At 36.9% G+C, this 18,601-nt stretch carries 14 protein-coding genes; 12 read left to right on the top strand and 2 right to left on the bottom strand.

Annotated elements, in window-relative coordinates:
• Positions 1 to 28 precede the first annotated feature (28 nt).
• On the bottom strand, positions 29 to 892 hold the full coding sequence (locus tag ATZ35_RS00315; protein WP_208928314.1) for an alpha/beta hydrolase: 864 nt from the start codon (positions 890 to 892) through the stop codon (positions 29 to 31).
• 377 nt (positions 893 to 1,269) lie between these two features.
• On the opposite strand from ATZ35_RS00315, the gene allC reads away from it, so the two are divergent.
• The 8 genes from allC to arcC all read left to right on the top strand — a co-directional run bounded on the left by allC (position 1,270) and on the right by arcC (position 10,416).
• Positions 1,270 to 2,496: an allantoate deiminase gene (gene allC / locus ATZ35_RS00310; RefSeq protein WP_208928312.1), complete on the top strand. Its 1,227-nt coding sequence runs from the start codon at positions 1,270 to 1,272 to the stop codon at positions 2,494 to 2,496.
• A 21-nt stretch (positions 2,497 to 2,517) separates the two neighbouring features.
• Positions 2,518 to 3,303, top strand: a complete 786-nt coding sequence (allE, locus tag ATZ35_RS00305) for a (S)-ureidoglycine aminohydrolase (protein WP_208928310.1) — start codon at positions 2,518 to 2,520, stop codon at positions 3,301 to 3,303.
• A gap of 24 nt (positions 3,304 to 3,327) precedes the next feature.
• Positions 3,328 to 4,395 carry an ureidoglycolate dehydrogenase gene (allD, locus tag ATZ35_RS00300; protein WP_208928308.1) on the top strand — a complete coding sequence of 356 codons (1,068 nt, stop codon included), beginning with the start codon at positions 3,328 to 3,330 and terminating at the stop codon, positions 4,393 to 4,395.
• Positions 4,396 to 4,481: 86 nt separating this feature from the next.
• Positions 4,482 to 5,531 carry an ureidoglycolate dehydrogenase gene (allD, locus tag ATZ35_RS00295; protein ID WP_208928305.1) on the top strand — a complete coding sequence of 350 codons (1,050 nt, stop codon included), beginning with the start codon at positions 4,482 to 4,484 and terminating at the stop codon, positions 5,529 to 5,531.
• Between the two features lie 37 nt (positions 5,532 to 5,568).
• A complete protein-coding gene (gene fdrA, locus ATZ35_RS00290; protein ID WP_208928303.1) occupies positions 5,569 to 7,326 on the top strand; it encodes an acyl-CoA synthetase FdrA in 1,758 nt (585 codons plus the stop codon).
• Between the two features lie 15 nt (positions 7,327 to 7,341).
• Positions 7,342 to 8,610: a YlbE family protein gene (locus ATZ35_RS00285; RefSeq protein ID WP_208928301.1), complete on the top strand. Its 1,269-nt coding sequence runs from the start codon at positions 7,342 to 7,344 to the stop codon at positions 8,608 to 8,610.
• A 3-nt stretch (positions 8,611 to 8,613) separates the two neighbouring features.
• Entirely contained in the window at positions 8,614 to 9,465 is an 852-nt protein-coding gene (locus ATZ35_RS00280) for an oxamate carbamoyltransferase subunit AllH family protein (protein ID WP_244148188.1), read from the top strand.
• A gap of 12 nt (positions 9,466 to 9,477) precedes the next feature.
• Positions 9,478 to 10,416 (top strand): carbamate kinase, encoded by a 939-nt coding sequence (arcC, locus tag ATZ35_RS00275; protein ID WP_208928299.1) that lies wholly within the window; start codon positions 9,478 to 9,480, stop codon positions 10,414 to 10,416.
• Between the two features lie 76 nt (positions 10,417 to 10,492).
• Here arcC and ATZ35_RS00270 read toward each other — a convergent pair whose 3' ends face one another.
• Positions 10,493 to 12,133, bottom strand: coding sequence for a PucR family transcriptional regulator (locus ATZ35_RS00270; RefSeq protein WP_208928297.1), 1,641 nt, complete (start codon positions 12,131 to 12,133; stop codon positions 10,493 to 10,495).
• Between the two features lie 759 nt (positions 12,134 to 12,892).
• Between ATZ35_RS00270 and ATZ35_RS00265 the strand changes: the two genes are divergently transcribed.
• From ATZ35_RS00265 to allW, 4 genes are all read left to right on the top strand, one after another.
• Positions 12,893 to 14,101, top strand: coding sequence for a pyridoxal-phosphate-dependent aminotransferase family protein (locus ATZ35_RS00265; RefSeq protein WP_208928295.1), 1,209 nt, complete (start codon positions 12,893 to 12,895; stop codon positions 14,099 to 14,101).
• A 213-nt stretch (positions 14,102 to 14,314) separates the two neighbouring features.
• A complete protein-coding gene (locus tag ATZ35_RS00260) occupies positions 14,315 to 15,589 on the top strand; it encodes an MFS transporter (RefSeq protein ID WP_208928293.1) in 1,275 nt (424 codons plus the stop codon).
• Between the two features lie 73 nt (positions 15,590 to 15,662).
• Positions 15,663 to 16,883 (top strand): dicarboxylate/amino acid:cation symporter, encoded by a 1,221-nt coding sequence (locus ATZ35_RS00255; protein WP_208928291.1) that lies wholly within the window; start codon positions 15,663 to 15,665, stop codon positions 16,881 to 16,883.
• Positions 16,884 to 17,060: 177 nt separating this feature from the next.
• The gene (allW, locus tag ATZ35_RS00250) at positions 17,061 to 18,521 is read left to right on the top strand and encodes an allantoin permease (protein ID WP_208928289.1); all 1,461 of its coding nucleotides are present in this window, start codon (positions 17,061 to 17,063) and stop codon (positions 18,519 to 18,521) included.
• Positions 18,522 to 18,601 lie beyond the last annotated feature (80 nt).

The raw sequence follows: 18,601 nt of genomic DNA, 5'->3' as shown, positions 1-18,601 counted from the left end.
TATTTAGAAAAGAATACTTATGTTAAAATCAAATAGTATTTATTGTTTTATCAAGCCATTCAATCAGGTTTTGGTAAACTTGAAGCCCTTCAGGTTTTGAGATATCGCCATCAAAATCATGAGGTAAATTTTCAATTTCCTCATAAGTAACATTGACTAACTTAGTGCGGGCAATACGCGATGTTTCCACAGGGACATCTTGATCAGCTGAGCTGTGAGCTAAAAATGCAGGTGGAAGTTTAGCAAGCTCTGTATCTGTTAAACTAAAGGTCTCTTTTTCACTAGGAGAGTTCACAAGATAACTTAGCCAATTACCAAATTGTCGACCAGACAAATAAAGTGAAAAACGTTCATTAATAGAAACTTCTGTGATTGGTTTAGGATATATTAGTGCTTGTGCAGTTAAAGGAGCAATCTTAGGAAACTGATTATAATAGCTACTTGGCTGACTGAAAGCTGAATTTGTTAAATCATAATAACCATAAAAACTAATCAAACCTTTTTGTTCTGGTTGCGGATAACGAGCAGATAATAAATAAGTAAGAAAAGCACCAGCAGACCGTCCAAATAAGAAATAAGTCGAATTTTTCAACCCTAACGTTGTTTGATAATTTTGCAAGAACCAATCAATTGCTTCTTTTAAACAAGTAACAATAGTGGGAAGCTTGACCTCAGGGGCTAATGGATAGTCAACAGTCAACAAGTTGTAACCACTCTCAACTAAAAGCTCGCAGTATAATTCTGGCAAATCATCTCTAGTGCCGTATAAAAGTCCACCGCCATGAAAGTAGAGGAGTGTAGCTTTAGCCGAAGAGTCATTTGGGTCTGAGTAAAAGGTCATAGATAAATCTAAATCTTCTAGTGTGCTGTAAAGAAATGTTTGTTTTCTCATTAATGGTCCTCCTTGAATTATAGGTAACAACGTTCCGCTAGGCTACACCTTGTACCAATCAATATCAACTCATAACTTCGTTGTATTTCTTGGCATGTTTCAAGGCAAAAGCGTAGCGAGCTTGTTTAGCTCTGGCAGAAAAATAGAAAAAAATGGTCGAGATATTTTTTACACCATCTGCATTCTATCATTTTTCAGAGTAATCAGCCTATAAATTTAAATAATTTCACTAACTTATTTCTATTTTAACCCAAATAGCGCTAGTCTTTATGTTTAATGCGCACAAAGATAGGAGTTAATTTGTGAAATGTGGATAGTGTATGAAAACGGGCAACCGCTTACAATGGTTATGATAATAAAAGAGGGAGATGTATCAAATGGATTTAAAAAAAGTTTTACAAGAAAATATCGATCATTTATCTAGTATTGGCAACGACCCAACCGGTGGGATGACACGTTTATTGTATTCTGATTCTTGGTTGAAAGCACAAAAATCTGTAAAAGAAAAATTAGAAGCAATCGGCATGACTGCTTCATTTGATGAGATCGGTAACCTCTTTGGTAGAGTAGAAGGAACAGAACATCCAGAAGAAACTGTTCTATCAGGTTCTCATATCGATACGGTTGTGAATGGTGGGAACTTAGATGGTCAATTTGGTGTCATTGCAGCGTATGTTGCGATCCAATATTTATTAGAAACACACGGCAAACCAAAACGTTCATTAGAAGTTATTTCAATGGCCGAAGAGGAAGGTAGCCGTTTTCCTACAGTATTCTGGGGTAGTAAAAACTTTGTTGGTGAAGCGAAGAAAGAAGATGTTCTTGAGATCGCTGACTTTGAAGGATTGAAATTTGTCGAAGAAATGCGACGCCATGGCTTTGACTTTAGAGACGAAAGTAAAGCAGCTAGAGATGATATCAAAGCGTTTGTAGAAATCCATATCGAGCAAGGGACTGTGCTTGAAAAAGAGCAATTGCAAATCGGTGTGGTCAACAATATTGCAGGACAAAGACGTTATACAATTGTATTGAAAGGCGAAGCAAACCATGCTGGAACAACTCCAATGGGCTATCGTAAAGATGCGGTTTACGGATTTGCTAAAATTTGTTCACAAGCAATCGATCGTGCTTTAGAAGTAGGCGATCCACTAGTATTAACGTTTGGTAAAGTTGAACCTAAACCAAATACAGTAAACGTTGTTCCAGGAGAAGTGCTATTTACAATGGATTGCCGTCATACAGACAGCGGTGAGTTACATGCATTTACAAAAGAAATCGAGCAATTGATGAGAGATATCGCAGCAGAACATGGCTTAGAAATCGATATCGATTTATGGATGGATGAAGCGCCAGTTCCAATGAATGAAGAAATTGTAACAGCGATTGAAACAGCGGCTAAAGCTGAAAATATGAAATATAAAGTAATGCATAGTGGAGCAGGTCATGATTCTCAAATCATTGCGCCAAACTTCCCAACAGCGATGATTTTTGTTCCAAGTATTAACGGTATCAGCCATAATCCTGCAGAAGCAACAGATATTGACGATTTAGTGAATGGGGTAAAAGTACTAGCTAGCACATTATATGAATTAGCTTATAAATAAAAGAAAGTAGGAGAAATAAAAATGGGTTATAAAAATAATCAAACAGGCTATCTTGATGGTTTATTATCATCTAGAGCTGTAATCAAAAAAAATAATTACGCGTTGATCCCGCATGATGGATTAGTTAATAATGTAATTCCTGGTTTTGAAAACTGTGATTGCTCTATTTTAGGGTCAAAACAATTAGGTGCAAATTTTGTCGATTATATCATTACTATGCATAAAGATGGTAAAAATCAACGTGGTTTTGGTGGTGAAGGTGTTGAAACGATCGTTTATGTGATTGATGGAGTGTTAAACGTAAATGACGGTACTGAAACACACAAACTAACAAAAGGCGGTTATGCTTATTTACCAGCTAGTACATTGATGTATTTAGAAAATGGTCAAGAAGCTGATACTGAAATCTTCTTATACAAAAAACGTTATCAACCATTAGAAGGCTATGAAGCACACAAAGTAATTGGGAATGTAAATGATATGGAACCGATTGAATATGAAGGCATGAAAGATGTTCTTCTGTGGGACTTTTTACCTAAGGATTTAGGTTTTGATATGAACTTCCACATTCTTTCATTTGAACCTGGGGCAAGTCATGGTTATATCGAAACACACTATCAAGAACATGGTGCTTACTTACTTTCTGGACAAGGTATGTATAACTTAGATAATGAATGGATGCCTGTTGAAAAAGGGGATTATATTTTTATGAGTTCATATGTCCAACAAGCAGCGTATGCTGTCGGACGTGACGAGCCGTTAATGTATGTTTACTCAAAAGATTGCAACCGTGATCCAGAAATTTAATTTAAACGAAGAGGAAGTTTAAGAATGAATGAAACTGTTGTAGTGAAACCAGAAGAATTGCATGATTTGATCGAAAAAAAATTAACGACAGCTGGTTTAAAGCCAGAACATGCAGATGAAGTGGCGACACATTTGGTATTTGCAGATGCGTGCGGTATCCACTCACATGGAGCCGTTAGAGTAGAATATTATGCAGAACAAATCGATAAAGGCGGTGTGACGCTTGATCCAGTAATTGAATTTGAAGAAACTGGTCCAAGTTCTGGGATCGTCCACGGTAAGAACGGTGCAGGTCAATTTGTTGCTGACGTTGGCCTTGGTTATGCTATTGATATGGCAAAAAAATCAGGCGTTGCGGCTGTTGGAATCTCTAAAATCAGCCATAGCGGAGCCTTATCTTATTACGTGAAAAAAGCAGCTCAGCAAGATTTGATTGCAATCGCAATGTGTCAATCAGATCCGATGGTGGTGCCTTTTGGCGGAAAAGAAAATTATTTTGGGACTAATCCGATTGCTTTTGCAGCTCCTAGAAAAGGGCACGAGCCTGTTGTCTTTGATATGGCAACAACCGTTCAAGCTTGGGGCAAAGTCTTGGATGCTCGTTCTAAGAATAAGGATATCCCAGACACTTGGGCAGTTGATAAAGAAGGTAAACCAACAACTGATCCTCACAAAGTCAATGGCTTATTACCGATTGCTGGACCAAAAGGCTATGGTTTGATGATGATGGTAGATATTTTATCAGGTATGCTGTTAGGCTTACCATTTGGCAAACACGTTTCTTCAATGTATGACGATATAAGCAAAGGACGTAATGTTGGTCAAATGTATATTTTGATCGATCCAAAACGTTTTACTGACTTAGATATGTTCAAAGAATCAGTGGACGGCATGGTGGAAGAGCTACATGCCATTCCAGCAGCTGATGGGTTTGAGCAAGTATATTATCCTGGAGAAATCAATCAAATCAATTATGAAAAATCAATGACAGATGGTATCGACATCGTTAAAGATATTTATGATTATTTAAAGAGCGATACACTTCATTTTGATCGATATGAAAATACGAATGCTTTTGGTGAAAAAAAATAAATACAACTTAGATACTTAAAAACAGAAGGTTGCTTATTATATGTGTGTTGATTCGGGAAACATTTAAATAAAAGGAGGCGTTTTAAATGAGAGTAAAAAAAGCGGATTTACATCAACTAATCAAAGATAAAATACAAAAAGCTGGTTTATCAGAAGAACATGCAGGAATCGTAAGCGATGTTTTGACATTTGCAGATGCACGAGGAATTCATTCTCATGGTGCGATGCGCGTAGAATATTATTCAGAACGAATTGCCAAAGGTGGTATCACCAATGATCCTACTTTTTCTTTTAACCAAACAGCTCCTAGCTGTGGTATGTTTGAAGGCGATAACGGTTCTGGTTTTGTAGCAGCAGAAAAAGCAATGGATCTCGCAATCGAAATGGCGAAGAAAAATGGTGTAGCCGTTGTTGGAGTCCGCAATATCTCTCATAGTGGAGCGCTTGCCTATTATGTAGAAAGAGCTGCAGAACAAGATATGGTAGCCCTTTCTGTTTGCCAATCTGATCCAATGGTTGTACCATTTGGAGGAAGTGAACCTTACTTCGGGACGAATCCAATTGCCTTTGCTGCACCTAGTAATGACGATCGTGTGATTACATTTGATATGGCAACAACCGTTCAAGCGTGGGGGAAAATCTTGCATGCTCGTTCTAAAAAAGAAGCTATACCAGATTCTTGGGCAGTAGATGCCAAAGGGAACCCGACAACCGATTCAACAGCAGTCAATGCATTGTTGCCGATTGCTGGACCAAAAGGCTATGGTTTGATGATGATGGTAGATATTTTATCTGGTATTTTACTAGGCGTGCCATTTGGCAAACACGTTTCTTCCATGTATCATGATTTATCTAAAGGCCGCGAATTAGGTCAGCTTCACATTGTGATCAATCCAGATTTCTTCATTGGTTTAGACGTCTTTAAAAAGAATATTTCAACAATGTTGGATGAATTAAAAGAAATCAGTCCAAGCCCTGGTTTTACTGAAGTGAACTACCCAGGGGAACGAGGACGTGCCCGTGAAAAAAATTATGAAGAAAATGGAATTGAAATCGTAGATGATATTTACGAATATTTGATCAGCGATGATATTCATTATGATCGTTATGATCACAAAAATAAGTTTGCGGAATAAATTTTGCAAAGCAAAATAAATAAATGGAGGAATTTCAATGCTGCACACAATTATCAAAGCAAATAGCTATCAAGATTCAATCGTCTTGATGTTATTAACCAACAAATTAAATACAATCGATGGCGTTCATAATGTTTCTGTTATGATGGGAACACCTGCTAACAAAGATATTTTCAAAACGGGTGGTTTATACACCGATGAATTAGAAAAAGCTTCTTCCAATGACATGGTAATCGTGTTAGACATTGAAGATGACTCATTGATCGATCAAGTTTTAACGGAAATCGATGTATTTTTAGAAGAACAAACAAAAGGTGGCGGCGACGCATCAGGTGAAGAAGTCGTAAAAACGTGGGATAAAGCCTTTGAGCTTGGTAAAGATGCTGGCGTAGTTGTTTTCTCTATTCCTGGTACCCATGCAGCACTTGAAATTGAAAAAGCTTTAGATGAAGGCAAACATGTCTTCTGTTTTAGTGATAATGTTGCGATTGAAGATGAAAAACGCTTAAAAGAAAAAGCACATGATGCTGGGTTGCTATTGATGGGACCAGACTGCGGAACGGGCATTATCAACGGGATTCCTGTGGCATTCACAAATGCTGTTCGTAAAGGTAAAATCGGTGTTGTTGGGGCTTCTGGTACAGGTATTCAAGAAGTAACAACGATCATCCACAAATTAGGTGGCGGTGTAACGAACGCAATTGGAACTGGCGGGCGTGATTTAAAAGCTGAAATTGGCGGAATCACTTTAAAAGATAGCATCATGACATTAGAGAAAGACCCTAACACAGAAGTGGTGGTTGTAATCTCTAAACCACCTGCACCAGAAGTTCGTGATGAAGTCTTAAATCTTTTAAGAAGCATCTCAAAACCAGCTGTAACGATTTTCCTAGGCGAAAAACCAACGTCTCATGAAGAAAATCTATATCGTGCTTATACTTTAGAAGAAGCAGCTCAAACGGCTGTTCAATTATTGAATAAAAAAAACGTTCAAGCTGTGAAAGAAACATTAACAGTTCCTGCTCATTCTTTCAAACCTGAACAAAAATATGTTAAAGGCTTATACTCCGGCGGAACTCTTGCTTATGAAGCGGCAATGCTGATTAAAGAAGGTCTTGCTTTGACGGCTGACGAACATGCGCCAGAAGGCTTTATCTTAAAAAATCAAGGACATGAGATCATTGACTTAGGAGATGACGTTTATACGCAAGGTAAACCTCATCCAATGATCGATCCATCAAAACGTAAAGAAATGTTAGAAGAAGCTGGAAAAGACCCTGAAACAGCGATTATTTTATTAGATGTTGTATTAGGCTACGGTTCTCATGCAAATATGGCACAAGAATTAGCGCCAACCATCAAAGAAATCAAAGCAAATGCAAAGGCTGAAGGCAGAGAATTATTTGTGATCAGTACGATTGTAGGAACGGACGAAGATCCTCAAAATATTCATGAGCAAGAAACAATCATGAAAGATGCTGGCGTAATTCTTTGTGACAGTAATGCACAAGCAGTTCGTTTAGCTCTAGCGATCCTAGATCATCCACTAACTCAAACGGATAAAGCAATCGAAGCAGCACCAGCAGTAACGCCAGTTGCAATTGAGCCAACAGAAGCAATGTTAGCGTTGTTGACAAATCAAGGCTTTATCAACGTTGGTTTACGTAGTTTCTCAGAGGCCATCATCAATCATGGTGGTAAAGTCGTTCAGTATGACTGGCAACCAGTTGCAGGTGGAAATATCACCTTGCAAAAAGCACTACAGTTTTTAAATAAAGTAGAATTAGGTAAATAAGAAGGGATGACAAACATGGTATACAAAACAATCGATGAAGCAAACCAAGCAGTAGCAGCAAAAATCGTTGCTGGTTCACCTTTCTTATTAGATGTAGTTCCAGCAAAATCAGTAATCCAAGAATTAAATGAAGGGAAAGTCCTACTTCATGCAGGACCTCCAATCACTTACGATAAAATGGTTGACCCAATTCAAGGCGCTTGTGTAGGAGCAGCATTATTTGAAGAATGGTGTGAAACCGAAGAAGAAGCTAGAAAAATGCTAGAATCTGGTGAAGTGAAATTAATTCCATGTCATCATGTTAACGCTGTAGGACCAATGGGCGGAATCACTTCTGCGAACATGGCGGTTTTAGTCGTTGAAAATAAAACAGACGGTAATCGTGCTTTTTGTACAATGAACGAAGGAATTGGTGCGGTATTACGTTTTGGTGCTTATTCTGATGAAGTAATTACTCGTTTAAGATGGATGAGAGACACGTTGGCACCTGTTTTAAGTGCAGCATTAAAAACAAAAGAAGACGGCTTAAACATCAATGTGTTGGTTGCTAAAGCGATTGCTATGGGGGATGAATTCCATCAACGTAATATTGCAGCATCATTAGCTTTCTTGAAAGAAATGGCACCGATCATTGTTGGATTGACTGAAATCGATCAAACGAAACGTGAAGAAGTGGTTCAATTCTTAGCAGACACGGATCAATTTTTCTTGAACATCATGATGGCATCAGCGAAAGCTGTTATGGATGGGGCAAGACAAATTCAAGAAGGTACGATCGTTACAGCTATGTGTAGAAATGGACATGAATTTGGGATCCGTATTGCAGGGATGGGTGACGAATGGTTTACCGGTCCTGTTAACACACCTCAAGGATTATATTTCTCTGGCTTCAGTGAAGCAGATGCAGCACCAGATATGGGTGACAGCGCGATTACAGAGACATTTGGTGTTGGGGGTATGGCAATGATTGCAGCACCTGCGGTTACTCGTTTTGTGGGTTCAGGTGGCTTCTACGATGCGTTGAATACAAGTAATGAAATGACGGAGATTTGTATTGACACTAATCCAAATTTCCCAGTTCCAACATGGGACTTTAAAGGAATTTGTCTTGGAATCGATGCACGAAAAGTTGTTGAAACAGGAATTCTTCCAGTGATTAATACAGGAATCGCGAATAAGAAAGCTGGTTTAGGTCAAATTGGTGCCGGAACGGTAACACCGCCAATCGACTGTTTTGAAAAAGCCGTTTTAGCTTATGCAAAAAAATTAGGTTTTACAGAATAAAAGGTGAAGACATTGTTTGTTAATGCTCGTTTTATCGATGAAAATCTGTTAACCAATGACATTGGGGTACAAAAATGGTACGTTCACAGCAAATATAAAAGTAGTTTCAATCTTCAAGATGAGAGGAAACAACAGTTAGTGGTCATTACGACCACTAACTATCCTTTTATGCCGAATGGAATTTATTTAGATGCAACTGATTTTACCAATTTACTAGACACGGTTGAGATCAATGAACAGATAATCTGGCAGCAAAATAGTCTCCATTTTTCTAACGAACATCTATTTCTGATGCATGGGAAACCCTACTCGTCTAAAATAGAGCGAACTGAAGAAGTGTTGACAATTAGTTTAGAAAAACTGCTTTCATATACAAATACAGTAGAAAAAGAAACTGGCAGTCAAAACACATTGGCTGATTTTGTAAAAGTTGGAAATCTATTTAGTGAAGCCATTCAGTGTTTATGTTTAGAAGAGCAATCGCAGCAAGAAGCAGGTCTTGATTTTCTTATAGGTAGAGGTCCAGGCTTGACGCCATCTGGTGATGATATGGTCGTCGGTCATCTAGCTGCAAGAATTCTATTAAAAGAAGAAAATTCCACATTAATAAATTTACTTACTGAACTGTTAACAGAACAGGTTCTAACAACAGATATCAGCAAGCATTATTTGTTATGCGCATTATCAGGCCGTTTTAGTGAACCAGTAATGAATTTAGTAACGGCATTAACAACAAATAGTAATGAAGAACAAATAGAACAGGTCGTAGAAGCAGTCATGAGCGTAGGTCACACATCAGGTGTTGATTTACTGGCAGGCTTAATTAGTACAATCAAATTTTTTAGGAGCAAATGAAGGAGGATTTTTATGGCAAATCGTGTCGTAATCGCATTGGGAGGCAATGCGATTTTAAAACCAAACCAAGAAGCAACACTTGAGGTACAACTAGATAATGTTAAGGTAAGTGCTGAACTAGTTGCAAAGATAGAAGAAATCGATTATGAAATCGTTTTAACACATGGAAACGGTCCACAAGTTGGGAATATTCTGAGACAAAATGAGGAAGCAAAAGATGTAGTTCCGCCGTTTCCATTAGATGTATGTAATGCAGAATCTCAAGGGTTTATTGGCTATATGTTAGAGCAAAGTTTGAAAAATTCGTTGGAAACAAAAGGTTTGACGAGCAATGTGATCACATTATTAACTCAAACTGAAGTGTCAGCGGATGATGAAGCATTTCAAAATCCAAACAAACCGATCGGAATTTTTTATTCGGAAGAAGAAGCCAAACAAATGGAGCAAGAGAAAAATTGGGTGATGATGGAAGATGCTGGTCGTGGCTACCGTCGTGTCGTACCTTCACCACAACCAAAAGCTATCCATGGTGTAGATGCAATCGTTAATTTATTAAATCGCAACACGATTGTTATTGCAGGTGGCGGCGGAGGGATTCCTGTTGTTCGTGATCAAGATGGCTTGTTAAGAGGAATCGAAGCTGTTATCGATAAAGATCGTACAGGTAAAAAACTAGCTGAGCAAATCGATGCCAATGTCTTTATGATGTTGACAGACGTAAGTAATGTCTACATCAATTATGGTAAAGAGAATCAAGAAAAATTAGAAACGATTTCTGTAAAACAAGCGCAACAATATATGGATGAAGGTCATTTTGCAGACGGAAGTATGGGACCAAAAATGGAAGCTGCAATTGGTTTTGCTGCACAAGGTAAAACTGCTATCATCTGTTCCTTAGAAGAAGCCGACCAAGCTTTACTAGGAAGAGCTGGCACAAGAATCACAGGTTAGATAAAATTAAAATAGAAGTTGAAAGAGGAATGGCTAAACGCTTCCGTCCCAGCCTACTCTTTCAACTTCTATTTTTTTATTGATGTTGATTAGATCGTTCAGATAGCTCTAAAGCCAAACGTAAATTCAAACTATTATTTGGGTCTTGAATGCTTTTTCCAAGCAACTTTGCACAATGATCGATTCTATATTTAATCGTATTACGATGTAAATACATCTCTTTAGCAGTTTTTGAAATTTCACATTGAAAACTTAAATAGCACTGTAATGTTTTTCGAAGCTCAATGAATGAGTCTTCAATAGGATAAGCAAGCTCTTTTAAAGTTGTTTCACAGAAATAATGAATATCTTCCAGACTCATTTTCTCAAATAAACTCTTCATTCCTTTAGGATGGTAACGATGAGTTAGTGAGCCATCTGTCATCGTCAGCATTTCTTCATAAGCTGTTTTAGCCTCAATAAAAGAACTAGCAATTTGCTCGATTGTTTCATACAGATTACCTAAAGCGAATGTCAAAGTGATTGGCAGCTTTTCAGAGAGAGCCAGCGATAGTTCAGTTAAGATTTTTTCTAGATCTTCTACTCTGCTTTGAATTAAAATCGCTAAGTGATTCGTATTTTTTACTTTAAAAATACTGACATGTTTGATCCGTGGTGGTAATGTTTCTTGTAGCCATTGAAAGGCGACATCACTTTCTTCTTGTTGGTATTTAATCTTTGTAGCAGTAGCAGTAGTTTGACTACATGCAGCATAAACAACCTGATACTGTGTACTTTTCTTTAATCCATAATTGGTACCAAGATCGAGCCAATCACGTCTGGACTGATGAGGTGTTTGTTGGTATTCAACGAGTTGACCTAAAAAATCACTTTTAAGAAAATCTAGTGATTCCTGAACTTTTTGATTCTTATACAACATAAAAGACAAGACTAAACAGGCCTGTTCAACTGCAAACTCCGACATTGGATAAGGAACTTGCTGTGGGTTTAAAATCAGTAAGTGATGTGGAAAATAGCTATTTACCGTAACTGAAAATCCGGCAATCTGTAATGGTTCTTGATTTAGATCTTTGATCATAAAGGAGGCATGATTATCTTCATTCCAGTTGTCATATTTACTAACGAGTTGTTCAACATAATATTCAGCAGGCTTTGACGTCTGGGTAAAATGTTTTGAATGAGCAATCACTTTACGATAAGGACTTAATAAAATCACAGGTGTATTGATCATTTTACCAAAATCTGCGATAAAACGAGCAATACTTACATCATGAATCAGCAAATCAGAAAAGCGCTTTTGAATATCTAACGCATAACTTAACTGCTCTGTTTTAGTATCCCACAAGTAATTTAGCAATTGGTGCAACAAAGCCCCTAAAGGCTGAGTGCTAGGCACTTGAACGACAGGAAAATTGATCTCATTGGCATAATCGATAATAGCAGGATCAATTGTTTCAATAAAACGCCCAACCTTGATACCGATCCCAGCTGCTTCTTGTTCTTTTAAAGAATCAATCAAGGTAAAAAGTTCTATTTGATTATTTTTGTAAACCATCGCGGTCGTTAAAAGAAAAATTTTCTTCGGAATAAAATTGGCCACATCAGGTGTCTCAGAAATTTCAATACTTTCAACGATGGTATTGGCATTTGTAGGGTTAGTTAATAATTTTAGATCAGAAAATCTTGGTATTTTTAACAAATCTTCTAAAGTGGTCAATGGATTCCCTCCTAATATTAAAAGCGAAGCGGGCTCGCTCAGCTCCGACAGAAAAATAGGAAAATATGAGGGTGGCGCTCTTTGCCACAATCAGATTTTATCTTTTTTCCGAGGAGCTAGTCCGCGTAGCTAGATAAATTTAAAAGCATAATGTGCTCGTTCAGCTCCGACAGAAATATAGGAAAATATAACTGAGGTGCTTTTTGCCACAATCAGATTTTATCTTTTTTCCGAGGAGCTAGCCCGCATAACTAGATAAATTTAAAAGCATAATGTGCTCGTTCAGCTCCGACAGAAATATAGGAAAATATAACTGAGGTGCTTTTTGCCACAATCAGATTTTATCTTTTTTCCGAGGAGCTAGCCCGAGTAGCTAGATAACATTTAAAGCTGAAAGAGCTCATTTAGCCTTGACAGGAAAATAGGAAAAAATGCCTGAGGTGCTTTTTATCTCATCTATTTTTTATCTTTTTCCCGAAAGGCTAGCTCTTGAAGCTAGATAATAAATTATTTTAGTATGTATCTTAATCAAGTTACACCAATCATTTCAGCATGATGCTTGGGGGTAAAAATAATCAAGATTACTAATTTAAATAGCTGTATTTCTCATCATATCTCCTATTCTAAATGATAGCGCATGCAGATTCAAGAAGGGTTTGTACATAATAACCGAAAATTCATATTTTTTATTCAAAAGTGACAATGACTTTTTCAGATATAAGGGTAGGATGAAACTAAAACGGAAAAGAGGGAATCGTTATGTTTTCAGAAATATCAGTACCAAGTAGAACTATTATGACGCCAGGACCTGTTGAGGCTCATCCTGTAGCATTGAGAGCAATGTCTGCTTCAATTTTAGGTCAATTTGATCCAGCCTTTTTACAAATTATGGATGAAGTAAAAGAAATGATCAAGATTCCTTTTGGAACAAAGAATGAGCAAGCTTTTGCTGTCGATGGAACATCTCGTTCTGGCTTAGAAGCTGCTTTGATTGCTTTGATTGAACCTGGTGATAAAGTTTTGATTCCAGTCTATGGTCGTTTTGCTTATCTTTTAGGCGAAATCTGTGAGCGTGCACAAGCTGAAATTCATTATCTTGAAAAAGAATGGGATGCGCCATTTGAACAAGAAACAGTCATTGAGGAAATCAAAAAATATCAACCAAAAATCGTTGCTATGGTCCATGGTGAAACTGCTAATGGACAAATGCAAGCAATGGAAAAAATTGGGCAACATTGTCAAGCTAACGATATTTTCTTCGTTGTAGATATGGTTGCAACATATGGTGGTGTGCCGCTTGAAGTCGATGCTTGGGGCGTAGATATCGCGATTGCAGGAACACAAAAATGTGTGAGTGTACCATCAGGTTTATCATTGATTACTTATAATGACCGAGTAGAAAAAGTGTTAACAAGTCGTTATCAAAAAGAATTGGGTTTAAGTAAAGATATCCGTAATGACAATCACATCAGTAGTAATTATCTTGATTTAAGCCAGTTACAGCGTTATTGGAGTGAAGAGCGAATCAATCATCATACAGAAGCTACAAGCATGATCTACGGCCTGCATGAGGGCTTACGCATGATGATTAAAGAAGGTATGGACAATGTTTATGCTCGCCATGCTCAAAATGATCAAGCAATCGTTGCTGGGATAAAAGCAATGGGCTTAGGTTTTTATGGAGATCTATCAACTAAGATGCCCACTGTTACACCAATTATGATTCCAGATGGCATTGATGGCGAACAAGTCCGAGCATTAATGTTAGACGAATTTGGCGTAGAAATTGCCTCTTCTTTTGGTGCGCTTCAAGGAAAAGTCTGGCGTATTGGCAATATGGGTTACAGCAGTAGAAAATCAAATGTACTGCATGTATTATCAGCTTTGGAAGGTGCACTTAATTATTATGGTGCCCAAATCAACAAAGGTGAAGCTGTCAAAGCGGCATTAAATATCTATAAAAAATAGAATTGATGTTAAATTGTTTGTGTGAAAGAACAAGTGATTGTTCGCTTTGCACAAACTTTTTGACAAGTTTGTGAAAAATAATGATGCGTGAAAGTTTGCTACCGCTTACAATTATTAGTGAATAAGAAGTTATTCTTTTATAAGTTTGAAGTGAAATTGCACAAACATTTTTATTATCAGACATATAAAAAAATAACATATGGAGGAAAAGACATGGATGCAAAAAGTAAGGGTTCAGGAATGGATTATTGGAAAAAAATTGTTATTTTGTTATGTGCTGGTTGGGTAACAATCTGGGTTTATCGTTCAGCTTTATCACCTGCATATCCGCAGATTAATGCATCATTAGGCGGAAATATCACGGATACAGCGTTAGGCTTTATCTCTACTTGTTACTTTTTTGGATATGTAGCAATGCAGATTCCAGCAGGTTTTTTAGTAGATAAAATTGGAAAGAAAAAAGTATTGATTCCAGGTTTTATTGTTTTCGGTTTAGCAGCGTTACTGATTTCTCAAGCAACAAGCATTTCAATGATTTATATCGGAAGTGTTTTAGCTGGTTTAGGTTGTGGATCATTTTATGGTTCAGCGTATTCTCTAACATCTCAAAATATTCCTAAAGAAAAAAGAAGTTTCTCTACTGCTATCGTGAATAGTGGATCAGCCGTTGGTTCAGGTTTAGGGTTGATTTTATCAAGTTTCTTAGTTGTTCAGTTACAATTCCCATGGCAAACAATGATGTATATTTCTGTAGCATTGATTGTTGTAATGTTAATCGCATTTGTAGCAATTATTCGTAATAATAAAGAAGATGCTGAATTTTTAGCACAATCAGAAGTTGCAGAAGCAGAAGCGGCAGCTGTTGCGAAAGACGCTCCAGTTGTAGAAAAAGAACATGTATCAGTTAAAAAATTATTTGCACCAAAAATGTTATTCGCTTATATTTTATACTTTGCAACATGTTACGGCTATTATATGACAGTTACTTGGTTACCAAACTTCTTGGGTACTGAAAGAGGTTTTGAAGGTGCAGCAATTGGTTTCTCTGCATCATTGGTTGCATTTGCTTCAATTCCAGGAGCGTTGTTCTTTAGTCGTTTAGCAGATAAATATATGCATAAAAAAGTTCAATTTATCGTGATTTTAGAACTTCTAGCTGCGGCAATGCTGTTGTTTACAGTTCAAGCAACTAATTCAACATTTTTATTGATTAGCTTGATCATGTATGGATTTTTAGGAAAACTTGCAGTGGAGCCAATCATTATTTCATGGCTTGGCGAAAATGCGCCTAAAGTTGGAATTGGTACAACACTTGGTGTATTTAACTTTTTCGGAATGATGTCTTCAGTTATCGCTCCAACATTAACAGGATCGATTTCAGATGCTACTGGTTCAAAAGTAATGGGCTTTTATATTTCAGTTATTCTATTAGTGGTTGGAACCATTTTATTCTTGTTAGCGAATCTTAACAAAAAACAAAAAGCTTAATAAAGACTAGATTTCTAATAACTTGTGATTATATAAATCATCCAATGATATCTTAAAAGTGAGGAAACCAGTCATGAAAAAAATTCGTAACATGAGTATGACCAATCAGGTAATGTTAGCCACTATATTAGGCGTCCTAGTGGGAATCATTTTCCAAGACAAAGTGGAATCATTTAAAGTCATAGGAGATTTATTCTTACGACTGATTCAGATGTCTGTAGTCGTATTGATTATGGGGGCAGTCATCGAAGCAGTCGGAAGTTTAGAAGCAAAAGAACTTGGAAAAATCGGCTTAAAAGTTTTTGTATGGTTCATGGGTTCAACCATTTTAGCTGCTATTATTGGTGTTGTGTTTGGTTTATTGATTCAACCGGGGAAAGGGTTAGAAACTTCTAACATTGAAATGGGGACAATAAGTGCCAGCACAGAAAGTTTACAAGAAATCATCATTGATTTTATTCCTAAAAATATTATTGAAGCAATGGCACAAGCTAATATGATTCAAGTTATCATCTTTTCGTTATTGTTTGGTTTAGCGTTAAGCTTGATCAAAGACAAAGATAAAAACTCGATTTTACTAGATGTTGTGTCAGCGTTTAATAACGTGATCTTAAAAATGGTAACATTGATCATGAAACTTGCGCCAATCGGTATATTTTGTCTAATTGCTCCTGTTATAGGAACAATCGGTACAGGTGTTTTACTAACATTAATGAAGTTTTTACTCACACTTGCAATCAGCGCCTTACTATTTTTAGTTGTTTGGTTATTGATAACTGCGTTGTACTGTAAAGTAAGTGTAAAAAAACTAGCTCAAAATATGTGGAGAATGTCCATTGTTGCATTTACTACGACATCTTCAGCTATTACGTTACCAATTCAGATAGAAGATGGTCGTGATAAATTAGGAATCAGCGACCGTATTTCAAAATTGGTGATGCCACTAGGAATGACATTAAACAGTAATGGCTTAGCGATGTTTTTATCGCTAGCGATCGTAACATTTGCCCAGTTTTACAATATTCAGATGGGTGTTGGCGAGTTGATCAAAGCTGTTTTATTATCAACATTAGCTTGTTTAGGGACAGTTGTTGTGCCAGGCGGTGGTTTAGTAGCACTTGCGACAGTTATGCCTATGTTAGGTTTACCAACAGAAAGTATTGCATTATTGGCTGGAATCGATTGGTTTTCTGGGATGTTCAGAACCTTACTGAATGTTGATGCAGATACAACCGTAGCGTTAATTATTGCAGCTGATGAAAAAGAGTTAAATTATGATGTGTTTAATTCATAAATATTAATAATAATGGAATAAACCCTTGAAAATTGGATTTACTTGCTAATTTTCAAGGGTTATTTTATAGTAAAATTATTTTAGTCAAGTTTTTCTTTAGGATTTTTTTAGATAGGCTTACTATTATTTAGCGAAAAAAATTTTCGTAATAAAAACATTTAAAAAGGAGGCGAATTAATGGAAAACCAAGATTATCAAATCACGGAAGAAGAACTTCAATGTTATCGAGAGCGTGGCTATAATGAAGATCTACTTCCCAAGTCGTTATCAAAGAGAATGATGGGGAAATTGAATTATTTTACCTTATGGATGGGATCCGTTCATAATATCCCCAACTACACAGCGGTCGGAGGATTTTTATTTTTAGGCCTTTCTCCTATCAACATTATGCTGGCTTTGATAATTAGTGCGCTAGCAGTTGCTTTGTTTATGACATTAAATGGTCGAGCAGGATCAAAGTATGGCATTCCTTTTGCCATTCACTTGCGGTCAACTTATGGAGATGTAGGAGCGAAGCTTCCAGGATTTCTTAGAGGTTGTGTGGCAGCAATCGCTTGGTTTGGATTACAGAATTATACAGGTTCGTTGGCGTTGTTGATTTTGATTGGTAAAATTTGGCCGGGATTTTTGACTCTTGGAGGAGACACGATGATCTTAGGGATTTCGGTTCCTGGATTGATTGCTTTCACGTTATTTTGGGTTGTGAATATGCTGATTGGTTTTGGCGGGGGGAAGATTCTTAATAAGTTTACAGCAATTTTAAGTCCGCTGATCTATATTGTTTTTGGTGGCATGGCTATTTGGGCGATTGGTGCGGCCGGCGGACTTGGTCCAATTTTATCTTATGATGTTCCCGGTGCAGCTCATAATATTTCGCCAGTATTTGTTTATCTGATGATCATCAATTCTGTTTTAGCTGTTTGGGCAGCACCAGGGGCTAGCGTTTCAGATTTTACTCAAAATGCAAAATCAACCAAAGATCAAACAATCGGTCAAACAGCTAGTTTTTTAGTTGGTTATGGGATATTTGCTTTTTCAAGTGTAGTGATTTTGATTGGTGGATCAATCCGTTATGGTATTCAAGAATGGAATATTCTAAATATCGTTGACCGTTGGGATAATTCATTTGCAATTATTGTAGCAATGCTAGTATTCTTATTAACGACTGTCTCTACTAATGCTACAGGAAATATTATTCCAGCTGCCTATCAGCTGTGTGCCTTATTCCCTAAGAAAATTGATTATAAAAAAGGGGTCTTACTTGCTAGTGTGATTAGCTTTCTAATTATGCCGTGGAAATTGATGGAAAATGCAGCAAGTATCTTTATCTTCTTGAATACGATTGGTGCAGTTTTAGGACCAGTTGCAGGAGTAATGATTGCAAATTACTATTTTGTTCAAAAACAAAAGATCGACTTGAATCAGTTATATATGGATCCAAAGGCAGATAATAGTCAAAATAGTTATAAAGGTCTGAATAAACCTGCTTATGTGGCAACTATTGTGGCTTTAGTTATTTGTTTAAGTGGTAATTTTATCCCGGCATTGAAGGTGATTTCTGACATTTCTTGGATCTCAGGTTTTGTATCAGCTTTTGTTTTATATTTGGTATTAAGAAAATTCTTTGATAAAAAATAATAGTTGTATGGGGTACGCTCTCACTAATCTGAAAAAGGTGAAATATGAATGAGGCAAAAAACACCTCAGTTAGATTTTCC

The organism is Enterococcus rotai (assembly GCF_001465345.1).
GTDB lineage: Bacteria > Bacillota > Bacilli > Lactobacillales > Enterococcaceae > Enterococcus_L > Enterococcus_L rotai.
Note: the sequence above shows the minus strand (reverse complement) of the source record. Positions and strands in the feature narration are given on the sequence as shown.

What these genes read in the sequence shown, in the direction of transcription:
- ATZ35_RS00315 (WP_208928314.1), bottom strand. Translation starts at nt 892, where the DNA reads ATGAGAAAACAAACATTTCTTTACAGCACACTAGAAGATTTAGATTTA.
- allW (WP_208928289.1), top strand. Translation starts at nt 17,061, where the DNA reads ATGGAAAACCAAGATTATCAAATCACGGAAGAAGAACTTCAATGTTAT.
- ATZ35_RS00265 (WP_208928295.1), top strand. Translation starts at nt 12,893, where the DNA reads ATGTTTTCAGAAATATCAGTACCAAGTAGAACTATTATGACGCCAGGA.
- fdrA (WP_208928303.1), top strand. Translation starts at nt 5,569, where the DNA reads ATGCTGCACACAATTATCAAAGCAAATAGCTATCAAGATTCAATCGTC.
- ATZ35_RS00260 (WP_208928293.1), top strand. Translation starts at nt 14,315, where the DNA reads ATGGATGCAAAAAGTAAGGGTTCAGGAATGGATTATTGGAAAAAAATT.
- allD (WP_208928308.1), top strand. Translation starts at nt 3,328, where the DNA reads ATGAATGAAACTGTTGTAGTGAAACCAGAAGAATTGCATGATTTGATC.
- allD (WP_208928305.1), top strand. Translation starts at nt 4,482, where the DNA reads ATGAGAGTAAAAAAAGCGGATTTACATCAACTAATCAAAGATAAAATA.
- allC (WP_208928312.1), top strand. Translation starts at nt 1,270, where the DNA reads ATGGATTTAAAAAAAGTTTTACAAGAAAATATCGATCATTTATCTAGT.
- ATZ35_RS00285 (WP_208928301.1), top strand. Translation starts at nt 7,342, where the DNA reads ATGGTATACAAAACAATCGATGAAGCAAACCAAGCAGTAGCAGCAAAA.
- ATZ35_RS00255 (WP_208928291.1), top strand. Translation starts at nt 15,663, where the DNA reads ATGAAAAAAATTCGTAACATGAGTATGACCAATCAGGTAATGTTAGCC.
- allE (WP_208928310.1), top strand. Translation starts at nt 2,518, where the DNA reads ATGGGTTATAAAAATAATCAAACAGGCTATCTTGATGGTTTATTATCA.
- arcC (WP_208928299.1), top strand. Translation starts at nt 9,478, where the DNA reads ATGGCAAATCGTGTCGTAATCGCATTGGGAGGCAATGCGATTTTAAAA.